Origin of the sequence: Caulobacter sp. DWR1-3-2b1 (genome assembly GCF_049895765.1) — a bacterium.
Classification (GTDB): Bacteria; Pseudomonadota; Alphaproteobacteria; order Caulobacterales; family Caulobacteraceae; genus Caulobacter.
This window is the reverse complement of sequence record NZ_JAFCSZ010000002.1, coordinates 243,253-260,324: the sequence shown is the minus strand read 5'-3', so window position 1 is coordinate 260,324 and position 17,072 is coordinate 243,253. Positions and strand designations below refer to the sequence as shown.

19 protein-coding genes and 3 pseudogenes are annotated in these 17,072 nt (G+C 66.5%); 12 read left to right on the top strand and 10 right to left on the bottom strand.

What is annotated here, in order from left to right:
• Nucleotides 1–136 precede the first annotated feature (136 nt).
• Nucleotides 137–1,990, bottom strand: a complete 1,854-nt coding sequence (locus ACP69S_RS03320; RefSeq protein WP_425994819.1) for an ABC transporter transmembrane domain-containing protein — start codon at nt 1,988–1,990, stop codon at nt 137–139.
• Nucleotides 1,991–2,101: 111 nt separating this feature from the next.
• Here ACP69S_RS03320 and rpmE point away from each other — a divergent pair, with 111 nt between their 5' ends.
• Complete coding sequence (gene rpmE, locus ACP69S_RS03315) at nt 2,102–2,326, top strand: 50S ribosomal protein L31 (RefSeq protein ID WP_425994817.1); 225 nt, start codon at nt 2,102–2,104, stop codon at nt 2,324–2,326.
• A gap of 175 nt (nt 2,327–2,501) precedes the next feature.
• Here rpmE and ACP69S_RS03310 read toward each other — a convergent pair whose 3' ends face one another.
• Nucleotides 2,502–3,014 (bottom strand): DUF1465 family protein, encoded by a 513-nt coding sequence (locus ACP69S_RS03310; protein WP_425994815.1) that lies wholly within the window; start codon nt 3,012–3,014, stop codon nt 2,502–2,504.
• Between the two features lie 171 nt (nt 3,015–3,185).
• Nucleotides 3,186–3,392, bottom strand: a complete 207-nt coding sequence (locus tag ACP69S_RS03305) for a DUF1192 domain-containing protein (protein WP_425994813.1) — start codon at nt 3,390–3,392, stop codon at nt 3,186–3,188.
• Between the two features lie 91 nt (nt 3,393–3,483).
• On the opposite strand from ACP69S_RS03305, the gene ACP69S_RS03300 reads away from it, so the two are divergent.
• Nucleotides 3,484–4,458: an NAD(P)H-quinone oxidoreductase gene (locus tag ACP69S_RS03300; protein WP_425994811.1), complete on the top strand. Its 975-nt coding sequence runs from the start codon at nt 3,484–3,486 to the stop codon at nt 4,456–4,458.
• On the opposite strand, the gene ACP69S_RS03295 is transcribed toward ACP69S_RS03300, so the two are convergent.
• The 3 genes and pseudogenes from ACP69S_RS03295 to ACP69S_RS03285 all read right to left on the bottom strand — a co-directional run.
• Nucleotides 4,455–4,760, bottom strand: a complete 306-nt coding sequence (locus tag ACP69S_RS03295; protein WP_425994809.1) for a helix-turn-helix domain-containing protein — start codon at nt 4,758–4,760, stop codon at nt 4,455–4,457. The genes ACP69S_RS03300 and ACP69S_RS03295 overlap by 4 nt on opposite strands.
• Before the next feature lie 407 nt (nt 4,761–5,167).
• A complete protein-coding gene (locus tag ACP69S_RS03290) occupies nt 5,168–5,527 on the bottom strand; it encodes a phosphatase PAP2 family protein (protein ID WP_425995001.1) in 360 nt (119 codons plus the stop codon).
• Nucleotides 5,528–5,824: 297 nt separating this feature from the next.
• Nucleotides 5,825–6,724, bottom strand: a pseudogene (locus tag ACP69S_RS03285) (phosphatidylinositol-specific phospholipase C1-like protein); the annotation flags it as partial.
• On the opposite strand from ACP69S_RS03285, the pseudogene ACP69S_RS03280 reads away from it, so the two are divergent.
• Nucleotides 6,723–7,379 (top strand): annotated as a pseudogene (locus ACP69S_RS03280) (TonB-dependent receptor domain-containing protein); the annotation flags it as partial. The pseudogenes ACP69S_RS03285 and ACP69S_RS03280 overlap by 2 nt on opposite strands.
• Before the next feature lie 129 nt (nt 7,380–7,508).
• Nucleotides 7,509–8,228, top strand: coding sequence for a DUF1013 domain-containing protein (locus ACP69S_RS03275; protein WP_425994807.1), 720 nt, complete (start codon nt 7,509–7,511; stop codon nt 8,226–8,228).
• Nucleotides 8,229–8,394: 166 nt separating this feature from the next.
• On the opposite strand, the gene ACP69S_RS03270 is transcribed toward ACP69S_RS03275, so the two are convergent.
• Entirely contained in the window at nt 8,395–8,568 is a 174-nt protein-coding gene (locus ACP69S_RS03270) for a YdcH family protein (protein WP_419319861.1), read from the bottom strand.
• Between the two features lie 129 nt (nt 8,569–8,697).
• Here ACP69S_RS03270 and ACP69S_RS03265 point away from each other — a divergent pair, with 129 nt between their 5' ends.
• The 3 genes from ACP69S_RS03265 (at nt 8,698) to ACP69S_RS03255 (ending at nt 10,077) form a co-directional block, all read left to right on the top strand.
• Nucleotides 8,698–9,309: a UbiX family flavin prenyltransferase gene (locus ACP69S_RS03265; RefSeq protein ID WP_425994805.1), complete on the top strand. Its 612-nt coding sequence runs from the start codon at nt 8,698–8,700 to the stop codon at nt 9,307–9,309.
• An 11-nt stretch (nt 9,310–9,320) separates the two neighbouring features.
• Entirely contained in the window at nt 9,321–9,770 is a 450-nt protein-coding gene (locus ACP69S_RS03260; RefSeq protein ID WP_425994803.1) for a TIGR02444 family protein, read from the top strand.
• Between the two features lie 67 nt (nt 9,771–9,837).
• Nucleotides 9,838–10,077 carry a YdcH family protein gene (locus tag ACP69S_RS03255; RefSeq protein ID WP_425994801.1) on the top strand — a complete coding sequence of 80 codons (240 nt, stop codon included), beginning with the start codon at nt 9,838–9,840 and terminating at the stop codon, nt 10,075–10,077.
• A gap of 19 nt (nt 10,078–10,096) precedes the next feature.
• Here ACP69S_RS03255 and ACP69S_RS03250 read toward each other — a convergent pair whose 3' ends face one another.
• Both ACP69S_RS03250 and ACP69S_RS03245 read right to left on the bottom strand, forming a co-directional pair.
• The gene (locus ACP69S_RS03250; RefSeq protein ID WP_425994799.1) at nt 10,097–10,459 is read right to left on the bottom strand and encodes a response regulator; all 363 of its coding nucleotides are present in this window, start codon (nt 10,457–10,459) and stop codon (nt 10,097–10,099) included.
• A 231-nt stretch (nt 10,460–10,690) separates the two neighbouring features.
• Nucleotides 10,691–11,404, bottom strand: coding sequence for a GGDEF domain-containing protein (locus tag ACP69S_RS03245; RefSeq protein WP_425994797.1), 714 nt, complete (start codon nt 11,402–11,404; stop codon nt 10,691–10,693).
• A 225-nt stretch (nt 11,405–11,629) separates the two neighbouring features.
• Here ACP69S_RS03245 and purE point away from each other — a divergent pair, with 225 nt between their 5' ends.
• The 3 genes from purE to ACP69S_RS03230 are packed head-to-tail and all read left to right on the top strand — an operon-like array spanning nt 11,630 to nt 13,984.
• Nucleotides 11,630–12,154, top strand: a complete 525-nt coding sequence (gene purE, locus ACP69S_RS03240; protein ID WP_425994795.1) for a 5-(carboxyamino)imidazole ribonucleotide mutase — start codon at nt 11,630–11,632, stop codon at nt 12,152–12,154.
• Between the two features lie 20 nt (nt 12,155–12,174).
• Entirely contained in the window at nt 12,175–13,266 is a 1,092-nt protein-coding gene (locus ACP69S_RS03235; RefSeq protein WP_425994999.1) for a 5-(carboxyamino)imidazole ribonucleotide synthase, read from the top strand.
• A gap of 7 nt (nt 13,267–13,273) precedes the next feature.
• Entirely contained in the window at nt 13,274–13,984 is a 711-nt protein-coding gene (locus ACP69S_RS03230; protein WP_425994793.1) for an aspartate/glutamate racemase family protein, read from the top strand.
• Nucleotides 13,985–14,100: 116 nt separating this feature from the next.
• Here ACP69S_RS03230 and ACP69S_RS03225 read toward each other — a convergent pair.
• Nucleotides 14,101–14,724, bottom strand: a pseudogene (locus tag ACP69S_RS03225) (methyl-accepting chemotaxis protein); the annotation flags it as partial.
• Nucleotides 14,725–14,729: 5 nt separating this feature from the next.
• On the opposite strand from ACP69S_RS03225, the gene ACP69S_RS03220 reads away from it, so the two are divergent.
• Nucleotides 14,730–15,074 carry a PAS domain-containing protein gene (locus tag ACP69S_RS03220; protein WP_425994791.1) on the top strand — a complete coding sequence of 115 codons (345 nt, stop codon included), beginning with the start codon at nt 14,730–14,732 and terminating at the stop codon, nt 15,072–15,074.
• A gap of 1,535 nt (nt 15,075–16,609) precedes the next feature.
• Nucleotides 16,610–16,909: an alpha/beta fold hydrolase gene (locus ACP69S_RS03215; protein WP_425994789.1), complete on the top strand. Its 300-nt coding sequence runs from the start codon at nt 16,610–16,612 to the stop codon at nt 16,907–16,909.
• Nucleotides 16,910–17,072: the final 163 nt, after the last annotated feature.

The following is a 17,072-nucleotide window of genomic DNA, read 5'->3' as shown; positions in this document are numbered from 1 at the left end:
ATGAAGCCATCAGGTCGGAAAGGGCTCTATCGGGGGAGGTGTCGCCGCAGGCGACGGAGGGGGAAGTGCTGCTGCTGAGTCGTTGCGGTCTTCCCCCACCGGCCTCCGGCCGCCTCCCCCTTCAGGGAGAGGATGTTCAGGCCGCTTCCACCCCGAACTGCAGCTTGGCCAACCTCGAATAGAGCCCGCCGCGCGCCGAGAGCTCGGCGTGGGTGCCCTGTTCCACGACGCGGCCGTCCTCCATGACCACGATGCGGTCGGCCTTCAGCACGGTGGCCAGGCGGTGGGCGATGACCAGCGTCGTGCGGCCGCTCATGGCCGCGTGCAGGGCCTGCTGGACCAAGCGCTCGTTCTCGGCGTCCAGAGCGCTGGTGGCCTCGTCGAGCAACAGGATCGGGGCCTGACGTACGAGCGCACGGGCGATGGCCAGGCGCTGGCGCTGGCCGCCCGACAGAGTCTTGGCGCGCTCGCCGACGGCGGTGTCGAAACCCTCCGGCAGGGCTTCGAGGAAGCCGGTCGCCTGGGCGGCGGCGGCGGCGGCGCGGGCCTCGGCCTCGGTGGCGTCCTCTCGGCCAAAGCGGATATTGTCTAAAGCCGAGCCCGAGAACAGCGGCGAGTCCTGGGCCACCAGCGCCATGCGCTGGCGCACCTCCACCGGGTCGGCGTCGCGCAGATCGACGCCGTCGAGGCGCACTGCGCCGACTTGCGGGTCGTAGAAGCGCAGGAGCAGGCGCAGGACGGTGCTCTTGCCCGCGCCCGAGGGTCCGACCAGGGCGACGGTCTCTCCGGGCCTGACGGTCAAATCAAAGCCCTTCAGCGCCGGCAGGTCCGGGCGGCCGGGATAGGCGAAGGTGACGTTCTCGAAGGCCACGGCGCCGGTGGCGGGCGTCGGCAGGGCGGTCGGCTTCTCCGGCGCGGCGATGCCGGGCCGCGAGCTCAGCAGTTCGGCGATGCGCTCCATGGCGCCGGCGGCCTTCTGGACATCGCCCCAGACCTCGCCCAGGGCGCCGATCGAGCCGGCGGCCATGATGGCCAGCAGGGCGAACTGGGCCAGGGTGCCTGGGCTCATCTCGCCGGCCAGCACCAGACGCGCGCCGGTCCAGAGCAGCAGGGTGATGCTGCCGAAGGCCAGGACGATGACCACCGCCGTCATGCCGGCCCGGGCGCTGATGCGGCGCACCGAGGCCTGATAGGCCATCTCGACTGCCTCGCCGAACCGGCCGACCGAGGCCTTCTCGCGCCCGAAGGCCTGGACGGTGTCGAGGGCGTCGAGGCTCTCGCCGGCATAGCCGACAGCTTCGGCGAAACGGTCCTGGGCCGTGACGGACAGCGTGCGCACCTTGCGACCCATCACGAACATCGGCGCCAGCACCACGGGCACCATCAGCACGATGAAGCCGGCCAGCTTGGGGCTGACCACGGCCATATAGCCCAGGCCGCCCACGAGGCTGAGAATGTTGCGCACGGCCACCGAGGCCGAGGTGCCGACCAGTTGCTCGACGATGGTGACGTCGGTGGTCAGGCGCGACAAAACCTCGCCGGTGCGGGTTTTCAGGAAATAGGCCGGATCCAGCGTCAGGGTGTGGCCGTAGAGCGCGCGGCGCAGGTCGGCGACGACCCGCTCGCCCAACCGGGTGACGAAGAAGAACCGCGCGGCGGTGGCCACGGCCAGCACCAGGGCTACGGCGCCCAGGCCCAGAAACGCGCCATTGACGTCCGCCTCGGCGCCGGAGGCGAATCCCTTGTCGATAACGCCTTTGAAGGCCGCCGTGAGGCCCAGGGCGGCGCCGGTGGAGAACAGCAGGAAGAAGCCCGTGGCCAAGGCGTCGCCCACGTGGGCGCGCACGAAAGGCAGCAGATGGGCGAGCGGGCGGACGTCCTTTCGGCGGGGCCGCCGGGCAGCCGCATCGGCCATGCCCTGGACCAGTTCGGCGCCTGCGCCGGGGCGCCCGTCCGCCGAAATTTCTCCGCCGTTCACGTCGGTCATCAACTGTCCCTTGCCAAATTCGCGCGTGTTCTTTATAGCCGCGCCTCTTCGAGGGCCACCCGCAAGGGAGTCCGCTCACCAACTTTCACACCGCCAGTCGGTTGGACTCGCCCGATGAAACAAGACATTCACCCCGACTATCACTTCATCACCGTCACCATGACCGATGGCACCAGCTATCCGACCCGTTCGACTTACGGGAAAGAGGGCGCGACCCTGGCGCTGGACATCGATCCGCGCGTTCACCCGGCCTGGACCGGCGGCAACGCCCACCTGCTGGACCGTGGCGGTCGCGTCTCGCGCTTCAACGCCAAGTTCGCTGGCTTCACCAAGAAGTAGGCACTTCTCGCAGCAAGGGCGACGAAAAGCCGGCTCCGCGTTCGCGGGCCGGCTTTTTCTGTGCTTGGTGTCCAGAGCCCTTTCGGACCGGATGGCTTCATCAGGGTCGGGCTAGGCGTCAAAAAGCCCGCCATCTCGGCCGAGATGGCGGGCTTTTTGCTGGATCGCGGGCGGCTTAAGCCGCGCCGAACGCCGCCGCGAGGCGGTCGAACTGGGCCTGGACCGGGCGGGGCGCGTCTTCGAGGGCGATCTCGATATACATGCGCTTGTCCAGGTGACGGACCCGCTCGTACAGGCGCTCGGAGCGCTGCAGCAGATTGACGAGACCGTAGGGCAGTTCCTCGACCGCGGCGCCGATCACGGCGGCTTCCTCAGCCAGGCGATAGCTTTCGGCGCAGGCGGCCTCGGCGGCCATCTCGCCTTCGCGCACTGCGCGCTGCACCAGCAGCCACGAGGCTACCTGCATCAGGCGGGTGGTCAGGCGCATGCTTTCGGTGGCGTAGGCCAAGGCGGCGTTGCGCGAGAGGATCTTGCTGTCATGGCGGCCCGCGCCGTCGAGATAGCCTGCGGTCTCCTCGACCAGCATCATGCCTTCCTCGAACGTGCGGTCGAACAGCTCCGACTTCGCGAAGTCCTGGATGACTCCTGCACGCCAGGGCGTCGACGCGGATGCGTTCAGATCGGTCATAGGTACTCAATGCCCCTTCGAAAGGCCGCGAGAACGTCTCGCCTAGCGACGGGACTGCAACCCCCGTGCCAACCGAACTCGTCCCGTTTCGCGACCCGCCCCCTTCGAACCTCGACACACGTAAAACAACGCGGCTTCCGCCTTTAGATATTGATTAGGGTAAACGAATCCCTAGTCGAGGCGACCAAACAGCGCATTGGCCGCGTCGCGGCCCGCGCGCTTCTTGTCCAGCTGGGTTTTGGTCCGGGCGATTTCGGCCTGCAGAGCCTCGATGCGCTCCTCGAGCTCGGCCACGCCATAGATTTCGAGGTCTTCGTGCGTCGTTTCATTCAGGGCGCGACCACTGAAAGCGCGCGGCTCGACAGGTTCCTCGAACATCGACTGGCTCCCTAAGACCTATCAACGACCTTTTCGATCTTTCATCTGACGCCTACCTAAGGCTCAAGGCAAGCTTGAGGGACAACACATCATGTCGGATACGATGACCGCGATCGCCATCGAAGGCGGCAAAGGGCCGGCCGACGCTCTGGTTCCGACCACCCTGGAGCGCCCTGTTCCCGGCCCCGGAGAGATCCTGATCAAGGTTGCGGCGGCGGGCGTCAATCGACCCGACCTCATCCAGCGCCTGGGCTATTATCCGCCCCCCCCGGGCGCTCCGGTCACTTTGGGCCTGGAAGTCGCGGGCGAGGTCGTCACCGGTTTTGGCCGCTGGAAGGCCGGCGACAAGGTCTGCGCCCTGCTGGGCGGCGGCGGTTATGCGCAATATGCCGTGGTCGACGCCCGCCACGCCCTGCCCGTGCCGGAGGGTTTCGACTTCATCCATGCGGCCGCCCTGCCCGAGACGGTTTTCACCGTTTACGCGAATGTGTTCGAGCATGGGGCGCTGAAGGTTGGCGAGACCCTGCTAATCCATGGCGGAACGTCCGGAATCGGAACAACCGCCATCGCCATGGCGAAGGCCGCCGGCGCCCGGGTGATCGCCACCGGACGCGGCGCCGACAAGAAGGCCAAGGCCCTGGAACTGGGCGCCGACATCGCCGTCGATACCAAAACCGAGGACTTCGCCGAGATCGCCCGCGCGGCCGGCGGCGTCGACGTGGTGCTCGACATGGTCGGGGCCAGCTATTTCGACAAGAATCTGCACGCCCTCAATATCGGCGGCCGCATCGTCTATATCGCCGCCCTGGCTGGCCCGGTTCTGGAGGTGCCGATTATGCAGATCATGCAAAAGCGCGCCACCATCACCGGCTCGACCCTGCGCCCCCGCTCGGCCGACGAAAAGGCCCGTCTGGCCGCCGAGATCGAACGCGTCGTCTGGCCCTGGATCGCGGCGGGCAAGCTGAGGCCGATCATCGACGCGACCTTCCCACTGGAGGAAGCCGCCAAGGCGCACGCCCACCTGGAGGCGGGCGAGCATGTGGGCAAGGTGGTGTTGGTGGCTTAGACCGCCGACAGGGCCTTCTGCACCGCCTCGGGATCGTGGGCGATAACGGTGAGCAGGATGCGGTCGGACATGGCCAGCTTCCGGCCCTGCTCCCAGCCCTCGAGAGTCCGCGCCGGAATCCCGAACTTGCGCTCGAACTCCCTGGGGCTCTTGGCCACGGCCTTGCGGATCGCCTTTACGCGGGCCGCAGACATCGGCTCCAGCTTGCGGGTTTCCAGCGCCAGCTTGCCGTCACGGTGCGCGATCGCCTCAAGGAGGGCGGCCTCCAGGTCAAGGCCCAGGTCGGTGCGCTCGTCAGCCATCGGTCAGTTCCTTCACCAGGGTCTTGAACAACTTCAGCTCGGCCTTTGTCAGATCGTCCTTGTCGGCCTTGGGATAGGTCACCAGCAGATAAAGGGTCTCGTCTTCGGTCAGGACGTAATAGATCGTCCTGCCGCCGCCCGGGCACCTATATCGGCATAGCCAAAGCGAACCTTCCGCATCCCGCCCGAGCCCGGTATCACGTTACCGACATGGGGATTGGCCGCGACGGCGTCTTCCATGTTCAAGATGTCCTGATCGGACGCGCCCAGCTTGAGCAGGCGCTTGACGCCCTAGGCGTAGCTGCTGGTCCGGACGATCTCCATGCGAACCTTGATACGCCAATAGCGTACTATTTGTCAAGCAAGGCTACACAGGTCACGTCGTGACTCCGAACTTCGCCGCCGGCCTACTTCGCCAGCGCCGCCGCCACCTCGGCGCGGGCCATGTCCATGTCTTGGCGAAATACGGCGGAGCGATGCTCGGCGGCGTAAATGACCGTGCCCGCTTGCAGACCCGCCTCGGCGGCGCTGACCGTGTGCGAGCCGCAGATGTAGCGGCTTTCGGCATACTCTCGACCCCGCGCGTAGAGCGCGTCGGCCCGTGAGGGGGCCAGCTCGGCCAGGATCATCGCCACGTGCCCGCCGTGAGCCGAGTGGCCGGACGGGTAGTCTGGATTGGCGGTCAGATCGGCTCTCTTGGTCTCGCAGACCGGAGCGGCGTCCTTGCCAACATAGGGCCGCTTGGTCCCCCAGTGGGTCTTGGCCACCCCGACCACCGGGCGATCCTCGCCCGCCCGCTCGATCAGGGCGGTCAGGATCGGGGTCTTGGCGGGGTCCAGCCGCACACCCAGGGCGTCGGCGAAATGGTCGTAGAAGTGGCCCTTGACGTCGTCGGTGGCCAGCACCCAGCGGGGCGTGTCCTTCAGGCTGCGGGTCTGGTCGAAGATCGCCGCGTCGGCGATAGCCCGGGGCGAGCCCGGGGCCGGCGGCGGGGCGAGGATCTTCGTCAGGTCGGGCCGCGCCTCAGGCGCCAGATAGCCGCGCGCCGGGGCGCCGGGCAGGGCCTCCAGCGCCAGACCCTCGCAGCGCTGCGCCGCCCGGACGGGATTGCACGCGGCGACGTCGCCGCCCGTCAGGCGGACAGCATAGCCTCCGACGAAACGCGGATCGGCCCAGATATAGTCGGTCGAGACATATTGCGCGCCGCTCGACAGGGCGGCGCTGCGCTGCGTCACATCATTGGTTCGCGCGGCCCAGGTGTCGGCGTCGGCGCGGGTGCGGACCATGAAGCCGGCCTTAACGGCGGCGGCGATGCGGTCCTTCTGGGCCACAGGATCGTTGAGGGTCAGATAGGCGGCGGCCGGCGAGGCCTCGTCGGTATTGACGAACATCGCCCGGCCTTCCAGCGAGCGCCGCGCGCCGCGATAGAGGGCGACCTTGGCGGGGCTTTCGTCCAAGGCAAAGAATAGTTTGCCGCGCGACGCCGCCAGCCGGGGCCAGCCATCGGCCAGCACCGCCTCGCGCAGGGTGGCGCGCTTGCCGCGCACTTGGTCGGGGGTGATCAGTTCGCCGTCCGCAAACACCGAGCGGATCTCGGCGTCGAGGGCGTCGAAGGCCGTCTCGTTGAAGGCCAGGGGCGTTACGCCGCCGGGCAGGCTGGCTTGGCCCTCCTTGGCGTTGATCAGGATCAGGATCGGCACGTGGCCTGGGTGGGCGTTCGACCAAGCCTTCACCTGGGTCAGGCACGCTACAAAGGTCAAGCACGAGGTGCGAAAGTCGACATCGGGCATGTGCAGGGTCTTGAACCCCGGTCGGGCCAAGGCGGCGACTTGGTCGGGCGTCAAGGTCGTCCCTGCTCCAAGCGCCGTCAGCGGCCGCGCGTAGAGCCCGCCCTGCGGATCGGCGACGACGTCCAGCTCCAGCTGGCGGGCGCCGGCGTCCAGCTGCTCAGCCAGAGGGCGGTGGTACTTCGGCAGCATCGGCATGCTGACCGCCGGCGTGTTCCACAAGAACATCGACGGCCTGGTGACCAGCCAGACCACCACCAATGTCAGCTACGCCAGCACCGGCTTGGCCGAGGGCCTCTATCCGGGCGTCACCGGCTCGACCAACGTTGCGTCCTATACCCGCCAGGTGAACCTCAACAATGCCAAGCTCACCGGGCTGGAGCTGAGCGTCCAGAGCGACTTCTTCTTCCTGCCGGGCCCGTTCAAGAACATGGGCGCGGTGGCCAATGTCACCCTCATCGACTCCGAGACGGTGAACCTGGTCAACGGCAAGAGCCAGAAGAGCGCCATCTATGGAATGTCGGACCTCAACCACAACGTCACGATCTACTACGAGACGGCCCAATGGGGCGCGCGGGTGTCGTCGAACTATCGCTCCGACTACACGATCGACAACGGCGGCTTCGAGGCAACGACCTATATCGACGCGGCGGCTTTCTATCAGCTGATCCCGCGCATCCGCCTGTCGCTGGACGCCGTGAACCTGTCGGACGAGCGCGAGGCCCAGTATAACAGCTTCAACAATGGCTTTGGCGAAACGGGCGCCCACCGCCTGTGGAACCACACCACCAGCGGCCGCACCGTGTTCATCGGCGCCAACATGCAGTTCTAGACGACCTCGTGAGGGGGAACGGGGGATGCAACCGCATCCCCCGTTCCCTTTTCAACTGAACCGGATTATAGCGGTCACCAACATCCCGCCCGGCCGAAAGGCCGGGCGCCGTCATTTCTGGAGGACCGCATGTCCGACATCCTGATGCCCAAGGCGACGGCCGTCTGGCTCGTGGACAATACGTCGCTGAGCTTCGAGCAGATCGCCGACTTCTGTAATCTGCACCCGCTGGAAGTGCGTGGCATCGCCGACGGCGAAGTGGCGCGCGACATCCGCGGCGCCGATCCGATGGGCAACGGCCAGCTGACCCGCGAAGAGCTGGACCGCGCCCAGGCCAACGACGCCTATCGCATGAAGGCCCAGGTCAGCCGGCACGCCGAGCTGCTGAAGCCGCAGAAGAAGGCCCCGCGCTACACGCCCGTGTCGCGCCGTCAGGACCGCCCCGACGCCATCGCCTGGTTCCTGCGCCATCACCCCGAGGTGACCGACGCGCAGATCTCCAAGCTGCTGGGCACCACCAAGTCGACCATCGAGCAGGTGCGTCACCGCACGCACTGGAACGCCGCCAACATCAAGCCGATCGATCCGGTGACGCTTGGCTTGATCGGTCAGCTGGAACTGGACGCCCTGGTCAAGAAGGCGGCCGAGAAGAAGGCCAAGGACGACCTGAAGAAGGGTATCCTGCCGGAAGATCCGACCCTGCGCCCCGCCTCCGAGACCGGCGTCGTCGAGACGCCCGAGGAGGACGAAGAAGCCGTTTACCGCAAGTCGCGCGCCGAGCCCAAGGCCGAGGACGTGTTCGGCAAGTCGACCTATGTGGCCGATGACGAGGACGACGACGAAGACTAAGCCCTCTCGCGGCCCCAATGAAAAAGGCCCATTCCGCGATCACGGAATGGGCCTTTTCTAGATCAGGGTCGTCCCCCTGCTTGCTCCTTTGAGCAAGCAGGATGGGTTTCAAACATTTGGCGCGTGATGGACGCCGAAACCGATTTCCACTTTCGGCTATCACGCTTCAATGCAGCTGGGATCTGAGCCCCTCTATCTCTTCCTTCAGCCTGAGCTTTTGCCGCTTGAGCTCTCGAAGTCGGGTCGCATCGCTGGCGGGACGCTTGGTCTCTTCCTGGATCGAGCGATCGAGGTTCTCGTGACGGGACCCAAGCTCGCGGATACGGGATTCGATGGCCATGGCTGTCGGCTCCTTGCTGTTGACCTGATGAGTGAACACCCGCTGCGCCGGGCTGTCAGATCACATATGGTTGCACTCGGCCCCGCTTGACGTAGGGCTTCTTCCTCCCGTGTCGGACGAAAATTCACCATGTTGGACCCTTCCAAGACCGCCGATCGGCCCAGACTGATCGTTGGAATCTCAGGCGCTTCGGGCGTTATCTACGGCTTGCGGGCGCTGGACGCCTGTCGCGAGCTAGGGGTCGAAAGCCATCTGGTTTTGTCCAAATCGGCGGCCCTGACCCTGTCGCAGGAGACCGATCTTTCTGTCTCGGAGGTCAATGCCAAGGCAGATGTGGTGCATCGCGCCTCCGATGTGGGCGCCGCGATCGCCTCGGGATCGTTCCGGACGCTGGGCATGATCGTCGCCCCCTGCTCGGTGCGAACCATGAGCGAGATCGCCAGCGGCGTAACGTCTTCGCTGCTGACGCGGGCCGCCGACGTGGTGCTGAAGGAGCGCAAGACCCTGGCCCTGATGGTGCGCGAGACGCCGCTGCACCTGGGCCATCTGCGCACCCTGACCAGGCTGTCGGAGATGGGTGCGGTGATCGCCCCGCCCCTGCCGGCCTTCTACGCCAAGCCGACCTCCATAGCCGAGATGGTCGACCAGTCGGTGGGCCGGGTGCTGGACCTGTTCGACCTCGACTGGCGGCCCGTGAAGCGCTGGGGCGAGGACATCGCTCCCATCGCCGGAAAGGACTGAAAGTTAACGCCATGAAGCTCTGGGACTGGGCTCTGCAAGCCTATGCGCGACAGCATGTCGCGGACGCCTGCCTGCACCTGCAGGACGCTCACGGCCAGAACGTGCCCTACCTGCTGTGGGCCGCCTGGGCCGCCGGCGAGGGCCGCGGCGCCGACGCCAAGGCCGCCGCCTTGCTGATGAAGCGCTGGGACACCGAGGTCGGCGCGCCGCTGCGCGGCGTGCGCCGGGCGCTGAAGGCCCCCTTCCCGGCCGTCGCCGACGCGCCGCGCGAAAGCTTCCGCGAGGCCGTCAAGGGCGTGGAGCTGCAGGGCGAGCGGGTTCTGATGGAAAGCCTTGAAGCCATGAGCGGCCCTTCCAGCGCCCCCCAGGACGTTCTGGAAGGCTTGGTCGCCGCCGCAAAGGCCTCTGGCGATCCGCCCCGTCGTGCCGCTTTGGAGCGTCTCGCGGACGCGCTGGCTTGAACCCCTTTACGAGCGCTGCGCCTTTGCTATCTATCGGGTCTGGCGGGCCGGCCGAGGAGAACCATCCATGACCGATGAACCGTCGACGAACGACGACGAGCCGTCGGACGAGTCCGACCACGCGATCGAACGCCGACTGTCGATCCTGCGCGAAGAGCACCAGGATCTGGACGCCGCCGTCCAGGCCCTGGAAGAGCGCCCCCAGCCCGACATGCTGCAGGTCGCGCGGCTGAAAAAAAAGAAGCTGGCCCTGAAGGACAAGATCGGCCGGCTGGAAGACATGCTGATGCCGGACATCATCGCCTAAGCCGACCAGCAGGTCCCGATCAGTGGGCCTGGCAGGCCTCGAGCGCCCGGACGCCGCTGAGCAGGCTGGCGGGGGTGATGGGCTTTTCGAGGCGGGCGTCGGCCCACTCGTCCTCGCGGAGGTTGGCCGGATCGATGGCCGAGGCCAGCAGGGTGCAGGTCAGGGCGCCGCGACGCTTGCGCACCGCGCGGATCAGCTCGCCGCCGGTCATTCGCGGCATGTAGAAGTCGGTGATCACCAGGTCGGGCGCGAAAGCATCCAGCGCGTCCAGCGCTTCCACGCCATCGCGACACATCAGAACCTCGAATCCGGCCTCGGCCAGCGTGATCTCATAGATCATCGACAGGATGGGATCGTCCTCGGCGATCAGAATTCGGTGCATTCTCGCGCCCCACAACGCCCGACCGCAGCCAGAGCGCCTTTGCTTAACCAGTGGTTAAGCCATAGCGCGCCGGACCGGCGGGAGTCCCTGCGCAAAACGTCGCAAGACCCTGAGGAGAGCAGTGCGTGTCTAAAGCGTTTTCGAGCGAAGTGGATTCCGGTTCGCGTGAAGAAAATGCGTTAAAACAATAACCTAGAGTTTCGGACTGACGCAGTCAGGATGGAAAATGCTCTAGGTCTGCCGACGCTTGCGCACGAACATCGCCGCATCGGCCTCGGCCAGGGCCTCTTCGGGATCGGCGCCCGGAGCGATCTCGCGCACGCCCCACGAGATGTGCAGCGGGGCGGACCATTCGCCGAACTCCACCGGCGTGTCCTGCACGGCGGCGGCCAGGCTGGCGGCCTTGGAGAGGGCGGTTTCCTTGTCGGCCTGGGCCAGCAGCACGGCGAATTCGTCGCCGCCCATGCGTCCGACCACGTCGCTCTCGCGGACATTGGCCAACAAGCGACGCGCGACAGCCTGCAAGGCGGCGTCGCCGGCGGCATGGCCAAAGCGGTCATTGACGCTCTTGAAGCCGTCGAGATCGAAGAACACCACGCTGGCGGGCGAGCCATAGCGCTGGGCGAAGGCGGCCACGCGCTTCATCTCGCGCAGGAAGGCGCGGCGGTTCAGCACCGGGGTCAGCACGTCCTGGTCGGCCTGGAACTGGGCTTCGTTGAGCCGCAGCTTCAGGACCGACACCTCGTTTCGCAGGTCGTCGATCTCGGTCATCAGGGTCGATAGCGCTTCCTGCACCTGAGGCGTCAGGTCAGCCTCGCCCAAACCCAGGAACGACGCGGCGTCCGGGGCCGCGACCTCGCGCGCGGACACCTGCGCGCCCGCCCGGACCAAGGCCCGTTTGCGGATAGCGGCGAAGGGTTCGGTCCGGGCGCCGGAGATCTTCATGAACTAGGGAATCATCCGTTGTCGAGCTTCCGTCAATTCTTAACGGGAACGTCGCTGCGCGCAATCGGGGCGCGTTTTGGTCGCAGGGGCTTGTGGTCACGGCTCCTCTTCAGACCGGGGGGCGCCCGTTTCCAAGGCGCATATGGCGTTTTGCACTTGCGCTGGCGCGATTGACGCGCATACGGGGCGGCTTTCAGGCTCGCCGCCGCAAGGGGACCTCGACGCATGCCTAACGCGATCCCGGACAGGAAGGGCAAGCCGCCCCCCATCTCGCCTCAGGTCGCCATCATCATGGGCAGCCGCTCGGACTGGCCGACCATGAAGGCCGCCGCCGACGCGCTGACCAGCCTTGGCGTCGCCTACGAGGCCAAGGTGATCTCGGCCCACCGCACGCCAGAGCGCCTGTTCGACTTCGCTAAGGGCGCGCAAGGCGCGGGTTTCAAGGTGATCATCGCCGGGGCCGGCGGCGCGGCCCACCTGCCGGGCATGGCCGCCGCGATGACCAACCTGCCGGTGCTGGGCGTGCCGGTGCAGTCCAAGGCGCTCAGCGGCCTGGATAGCCTGCTCTCCATCGTCCAGATGCCCGGCGGAATTCCCGTGGCCACCCTCGCCATCGGTGAAGCGGGCGCCAGGAACGCTGGCCTGCTGGCCGCCCAGATCCTGGCCCTGTCCGACCCCGCCCTGGCCGAGCGCCTGGCGGCCTTTCGCATCGCCCAGACCGACAGCGTCGCCGAAACCGTCGAGGACTGACCGGCATGAGCGACACAGACATGAGCAAGGGGACCTTTCCCCTCGTCCCCGGCTCGACCATCGGCTTATTGGGCGGCGGACAGCTGGGCCGCATGCTGGCCCTGGCCGCCGCGCGGCTGGGCTTCGACGTTCTGATTCTGGATCCTGAGGAAGGAAGCCCCGCCGGCCGCGTCGCCGCCCGCCAGATCGTCGCCGCCTATGACGACCGCTGGGCCCTGAAGCGGCTGGCCGAGGCCTGCGACGTCGTCACCTACGAGTTCGAGAACGTCCCCGCCGAGACTGTCGCCGAGCTGGCCGCCCTGGGCTGCGTCGTCGCGCCCGGTGCCAAGGCCCTGGCCGCCGCCCAGGACCGGGTCGTTGAGAAGAGCTTCCTGGCCGAGATCGGCGTGCCCACCGTGGCCTTCGCCGCCGTCCACGACACCGAGACCCTGGCCGCCGCCGTCGCCCGGATCGGCGCGCCATCCCTGCTGAAGACCCGCCGCGAAGGCTATGACGGCAAGGGCCAGGCCTGGATTCAGCGGGCCAGCGAGGCCGAGGCCTCGTTCGACAGGATCGGTCGCCAGGCCGCCATCCTGGAAGCCCCCGCCGACTTTGGCCGCGAACTGTCGGTCATCGCCGCGCGCGGCCGCGACGGCGAGATCGCCTGCTATCCGCTATCGGAAAACCACCACGAGGGCGGCGTGCTGAAGCGCACCTCGGCCCCCGCCAAGATCACCCCGGCCACCCGCGATCAGGCCGAGACCATCGTCATCAAGATCCTCACCGCCCTGGACTATGTGGGCGTCATCGGGGTGGAGCTGTTCGAGCTGGTCGGCGGCAAGCTGCTGGTCAACGAGTTCGCCCCCCGCGTCCACAATACCGGCCACTGGACCCAGGACGGTTGCGAGGTCGACCAGTTCGAGCAACACATCCGCGCCGTGGCCGGCTGGCCGCTGGGTCCCACCCAGCCGCTCGCCCATGTGGAAATGACTAACCTGCTGGGCGCCGACATCGACGCCTGGAGGAAGCTGGCCAGCGAGCCCGAGACCCGCGTCCACCTCTACGGCAAGGGCGAGGCCCGCCCGGGCCGCAAGATGGGGCATGTGAACCGGCTGCGGGGCCTGAAGGACTAGCCTCCCCATGACCGACCAAGCGATCATCGGCCTGATCGGCGGCATGAGCTGGGAAAGCTCGGCCCAGTATTACCGGCTGATCAACGAGGCCGTCCGCGACCGGCTGGGCGGCGTGGCTTCGGCCCGCACCCTGATGTGGTCGTTTGATTTCGCGCAGATCGAGGCCCTGCAGCACCAGGGACGCTGGCCCGAACTGGCCCGCCGCCTGGCCGACGCCGCCCGGGCGCTGGAGGCCGGCGGGGCCGACTTCCTGGTGCTGTGCACCAACACCATGCACCGCGAGGCCGACACCATCGAGGCGGCCGTCCACATCCCCCTGCTTCACATCGCCGACCCGACAGCCGAAGCGATCAAGGCCGCCGGGCTTTCAAAGGTCGCCCTGCTGGGAACCGCCTTCACGATGGAGCACGACTTCTATCGCGGCCGGCTGGAAAAGCGCCACGGCCTGGAGGTGTTGACCCCCGACCCCGACGACCGCAAGGCCGTGCATGACATCATCTATCGCGAACTGGTGGCGGGCCAGGTTGTGGACGCCTCCCGCGAGGTCTATCGCGGGGTGATCGCCCGCTTGGTCGAGCGCGGAGCCCAGGCGGTGATCCTGGGATGCACCGAGATCATGCTGCTGGTCGGGCAGGAGGACAGCGCCGTGCCGGTGTTCGACACGACGCAGTTGCATGCGCTGGCGGCGGTGGAGCGGGCGCTGGGTCGCGACGCATAGGCTGAGGTCGAGAGGGCGGCTACGGATGGAAGGCCGAATCAAGCGCCACGCTGGCTGGGCGCGTTAACGGCTGGGCAAGCGGTCATCGCTCGCCATCGACGATATCCTTTTGCGGGTCAGAACGCTTCCCACGACTGGGCCGCCGCCTGGGCCGCGCCGCCAGGACGGACGAAAGCGGCGATCTTGGCCTGAGCGCGCGCCACAGGGTTCGCCGCAGGGGCATGGCGGCCTGGCTGGGCGCGTTCGACCCGCGCCGTGGGTACGCCGGTCTGAAAGCGCGAGACCAACGAGGCAAGTTCGGCGGCTTCGGTCTTGAGATTAGCCGCCGCGGCGGTGGCTTCCTCGACCATGGCGGCGTTCTGTTGGGTGACCTGATCCATCTGGTTGACGGCCGTATTGACCTCATTGAGGCCAGTGGCTTGCTCTTGAGACGACGTGGCGATCTCAAAGATCAATACGTCGATTTCTGCGATCTTGCCGGCGATGCCCGTCAGCGCCTGGCCGGTGTCGCCCACCAACCTGACCCCCCGTTCGACCTGGGCGGTGCTGCTGGCGATCAGTGTCTTGATTTCCCAGGCCGCTTCCGCTGAGCGCTGGGCCAGGGCCCGGACCTCTTGCGCCGCGGCCGCAAAGCCCCGGCAGGCTTCCCCGGCGCGAGCGGCCTCAACGCCCGCGTTAAGGGCCAGAAGGTTGGTCTGGAAAGCGATCTCGTCAATCACGCCGATGATCTGGGTGATCTGTTGTCATGGATGGCGAGCTTTCACACCCGGGTCCAACCATCCTGTATGTCAATGGCGCCTTCGAACGTATGACGGGTTATCAGAGCGTGGAGCTGCTGGGACAAACGCCCCGCATGCTTCAAGGCGAAAAAACCAGCCTTGCCACGCGCCGAACGCTGGTGCGCGCGTTGCGCGAAGGGAAACGGACAAAGGTCGCCTCGATCAACTATCGCAAGTCGGGCGAGCCTTACCGCTGCGAGATCGAGGTTTTTCCCATCCTCAGCAGGGACGGAGAGTTGGTCAACGCCGTGGCGCTGGGGCGGGAGGTTCGGCGCGGACCGGGCCGGCGTCCTGCGATCAGCGAAGCCTAGCCTCTGGCGCGCTGAACAATCTTGCGGACGTACCCCAGCATGAACGCTCAGGGCCGCCCCCCATCATCTGACGGGTGAAGCGCCAGCGAAGTGCGCATGCACTTTGCTCCTCCCACGCTCGCGGCGGCGCGAGGGATCCCCGCCACAAAAGCGTGTGTTGACCAGGACCGACACTCCGTTTGGGCCATGGTCCCGTTCCAGGCCGGAAGTCGATAGCCGACTCCGACCCTTCTCTGGCCTTCGCGATGTCTGGTTTCGGGCGACGGCCTGATTTCAGGCCTCGACCCGGAGCGGTCGTTTGGCTTGCCGCCTATGGCTGCTTGTTGGAGGATAGACGAACGCGTTTCGGAGCCAATTCATGCCATTTGTGACCTATCTGGAAGTGGCTGCATTCCTCTTCGCGGCTGCAGGTTTGTTATCCGCGAGCGGCAGCCTGCTAGCGTCCGCTGGGTTCGTTGTAGCGGCGCTCGCCAGCTTCGCGCTTTCTTGGTCCGTCAGATGTCCGCGCTGCGAGTTGCAGGTGCACAGCACCGACGGCGTCCGAAAGTTTGGTGAAGCCGCATCCAAAAACTGCGAGCGCTGTGGTCGCACACGGATCGGGGTCTGGCCCCTCCAATACAAGCTAAGGCCTGAGCATTGGGATGGGACAAAGGCACGTGCCTGCTAACCACCGAGGCTGTGTAAAAACGTCGGGCAGAACCCGCTCACGAAAGAAAACTTTCGCGTCCCGATCGGCCGCCATGCGCGACAAAGCGCCAGATCAGCCATTTCGTGACCCAGTCAACGGGCGCCTTCAGGTCCGAAACGCGTTTTTACACAGCCTGCACCCGGAACAGACCCTCGGCATGTCCGCTTCCGGCGCCGGCGGCCGGCCTTAGCTAGCGTCGGTGTTATCCCCGTCGTTGAGAGCGGGAATGAGGGGGTACGGGGATCGGCTGTGCTCTATCCCCGTGCTTTCCAAAACAAACTCCAGCTAGATCAGCGACTTGTAAAATTCTTGATCGCGCCAATCCTCGGCGCTGAAACCGCCCGCATACTCATCTCACCCCAAGGCAAGGGAAGGGACGTCGGCCGGCGACCTGATGGGCCTTGGGGTGTGATCGAGCGGGGTTTGCCGGAGTCGCGAGAGCGGGGCCGGCGGACTTAATCAGAGGACAGGGGACGTAAACCTGTTCATCGGGGAACCGCCAGGGTCCCCGCCCGTCCGAAGGTTCGTTCCGGGTCCCCGGGAAGGCCGTGGCTGCAGCTCAAGGGCTGGGTCCGGTTTCGAAGGGGGCAAGCCCGGACGGGGGCAAAAGGTTGAATGAGACCTGCGCGCCCCGGCCAGAGGGATAACGATCACGCGGAGCGTCTGCCTTCGTCGAAACGGTAATTCTACACCCTCACATCCGGGCGAGGCCCGGACGCTCCGCAGCCCTTCCCATCACCTCGGCGGTTTTCGCGCGAGGCTGCGAACGCGCGCGCCTCGACGGATCGTAGGCGCCATCGAATTGAGCCATGCTTTTCCGGACGACCGGCATCGAGCAGGAGACATCATGGCGCGCATCTCGATCTCGAGCGTCGATATCGAATACGAGCTTCTCGGCGAGCCCGGCGCGCCCGCAGTGGCTATCACGCCGGGCGGCCGGTTCTCGAAGGACATGCCCGGGATCGGCGAACTGGGCCAGGCCCTCGCCGCCGGCGGCCGCCGCGTGCTGCTCTGGGACCGCCCCAATTGCGGCGCGTCGGACATTGCCTTCGACACCGACGGCGAGTCGGCGCTGCACGCTAGAGCCCTTTCCGACCTAATGGCTTCATCAGGGTCGGGCGAAAAGGGCTCTAAATCAAAAGTTTAGAGCATTTTTCGATCCGATAACCGTTTCACACTTATCGGAAAATGCTCTAGGACCCTGATCGAGCTCATCCGCGCTCTGGACCTTGGCCCCACGGCCCTGGCGGCGGGTTCGGCGGGCTCGCGGGTGTCGTTGATCGCCGCCGCGCGTGATCCCGACCTGATCT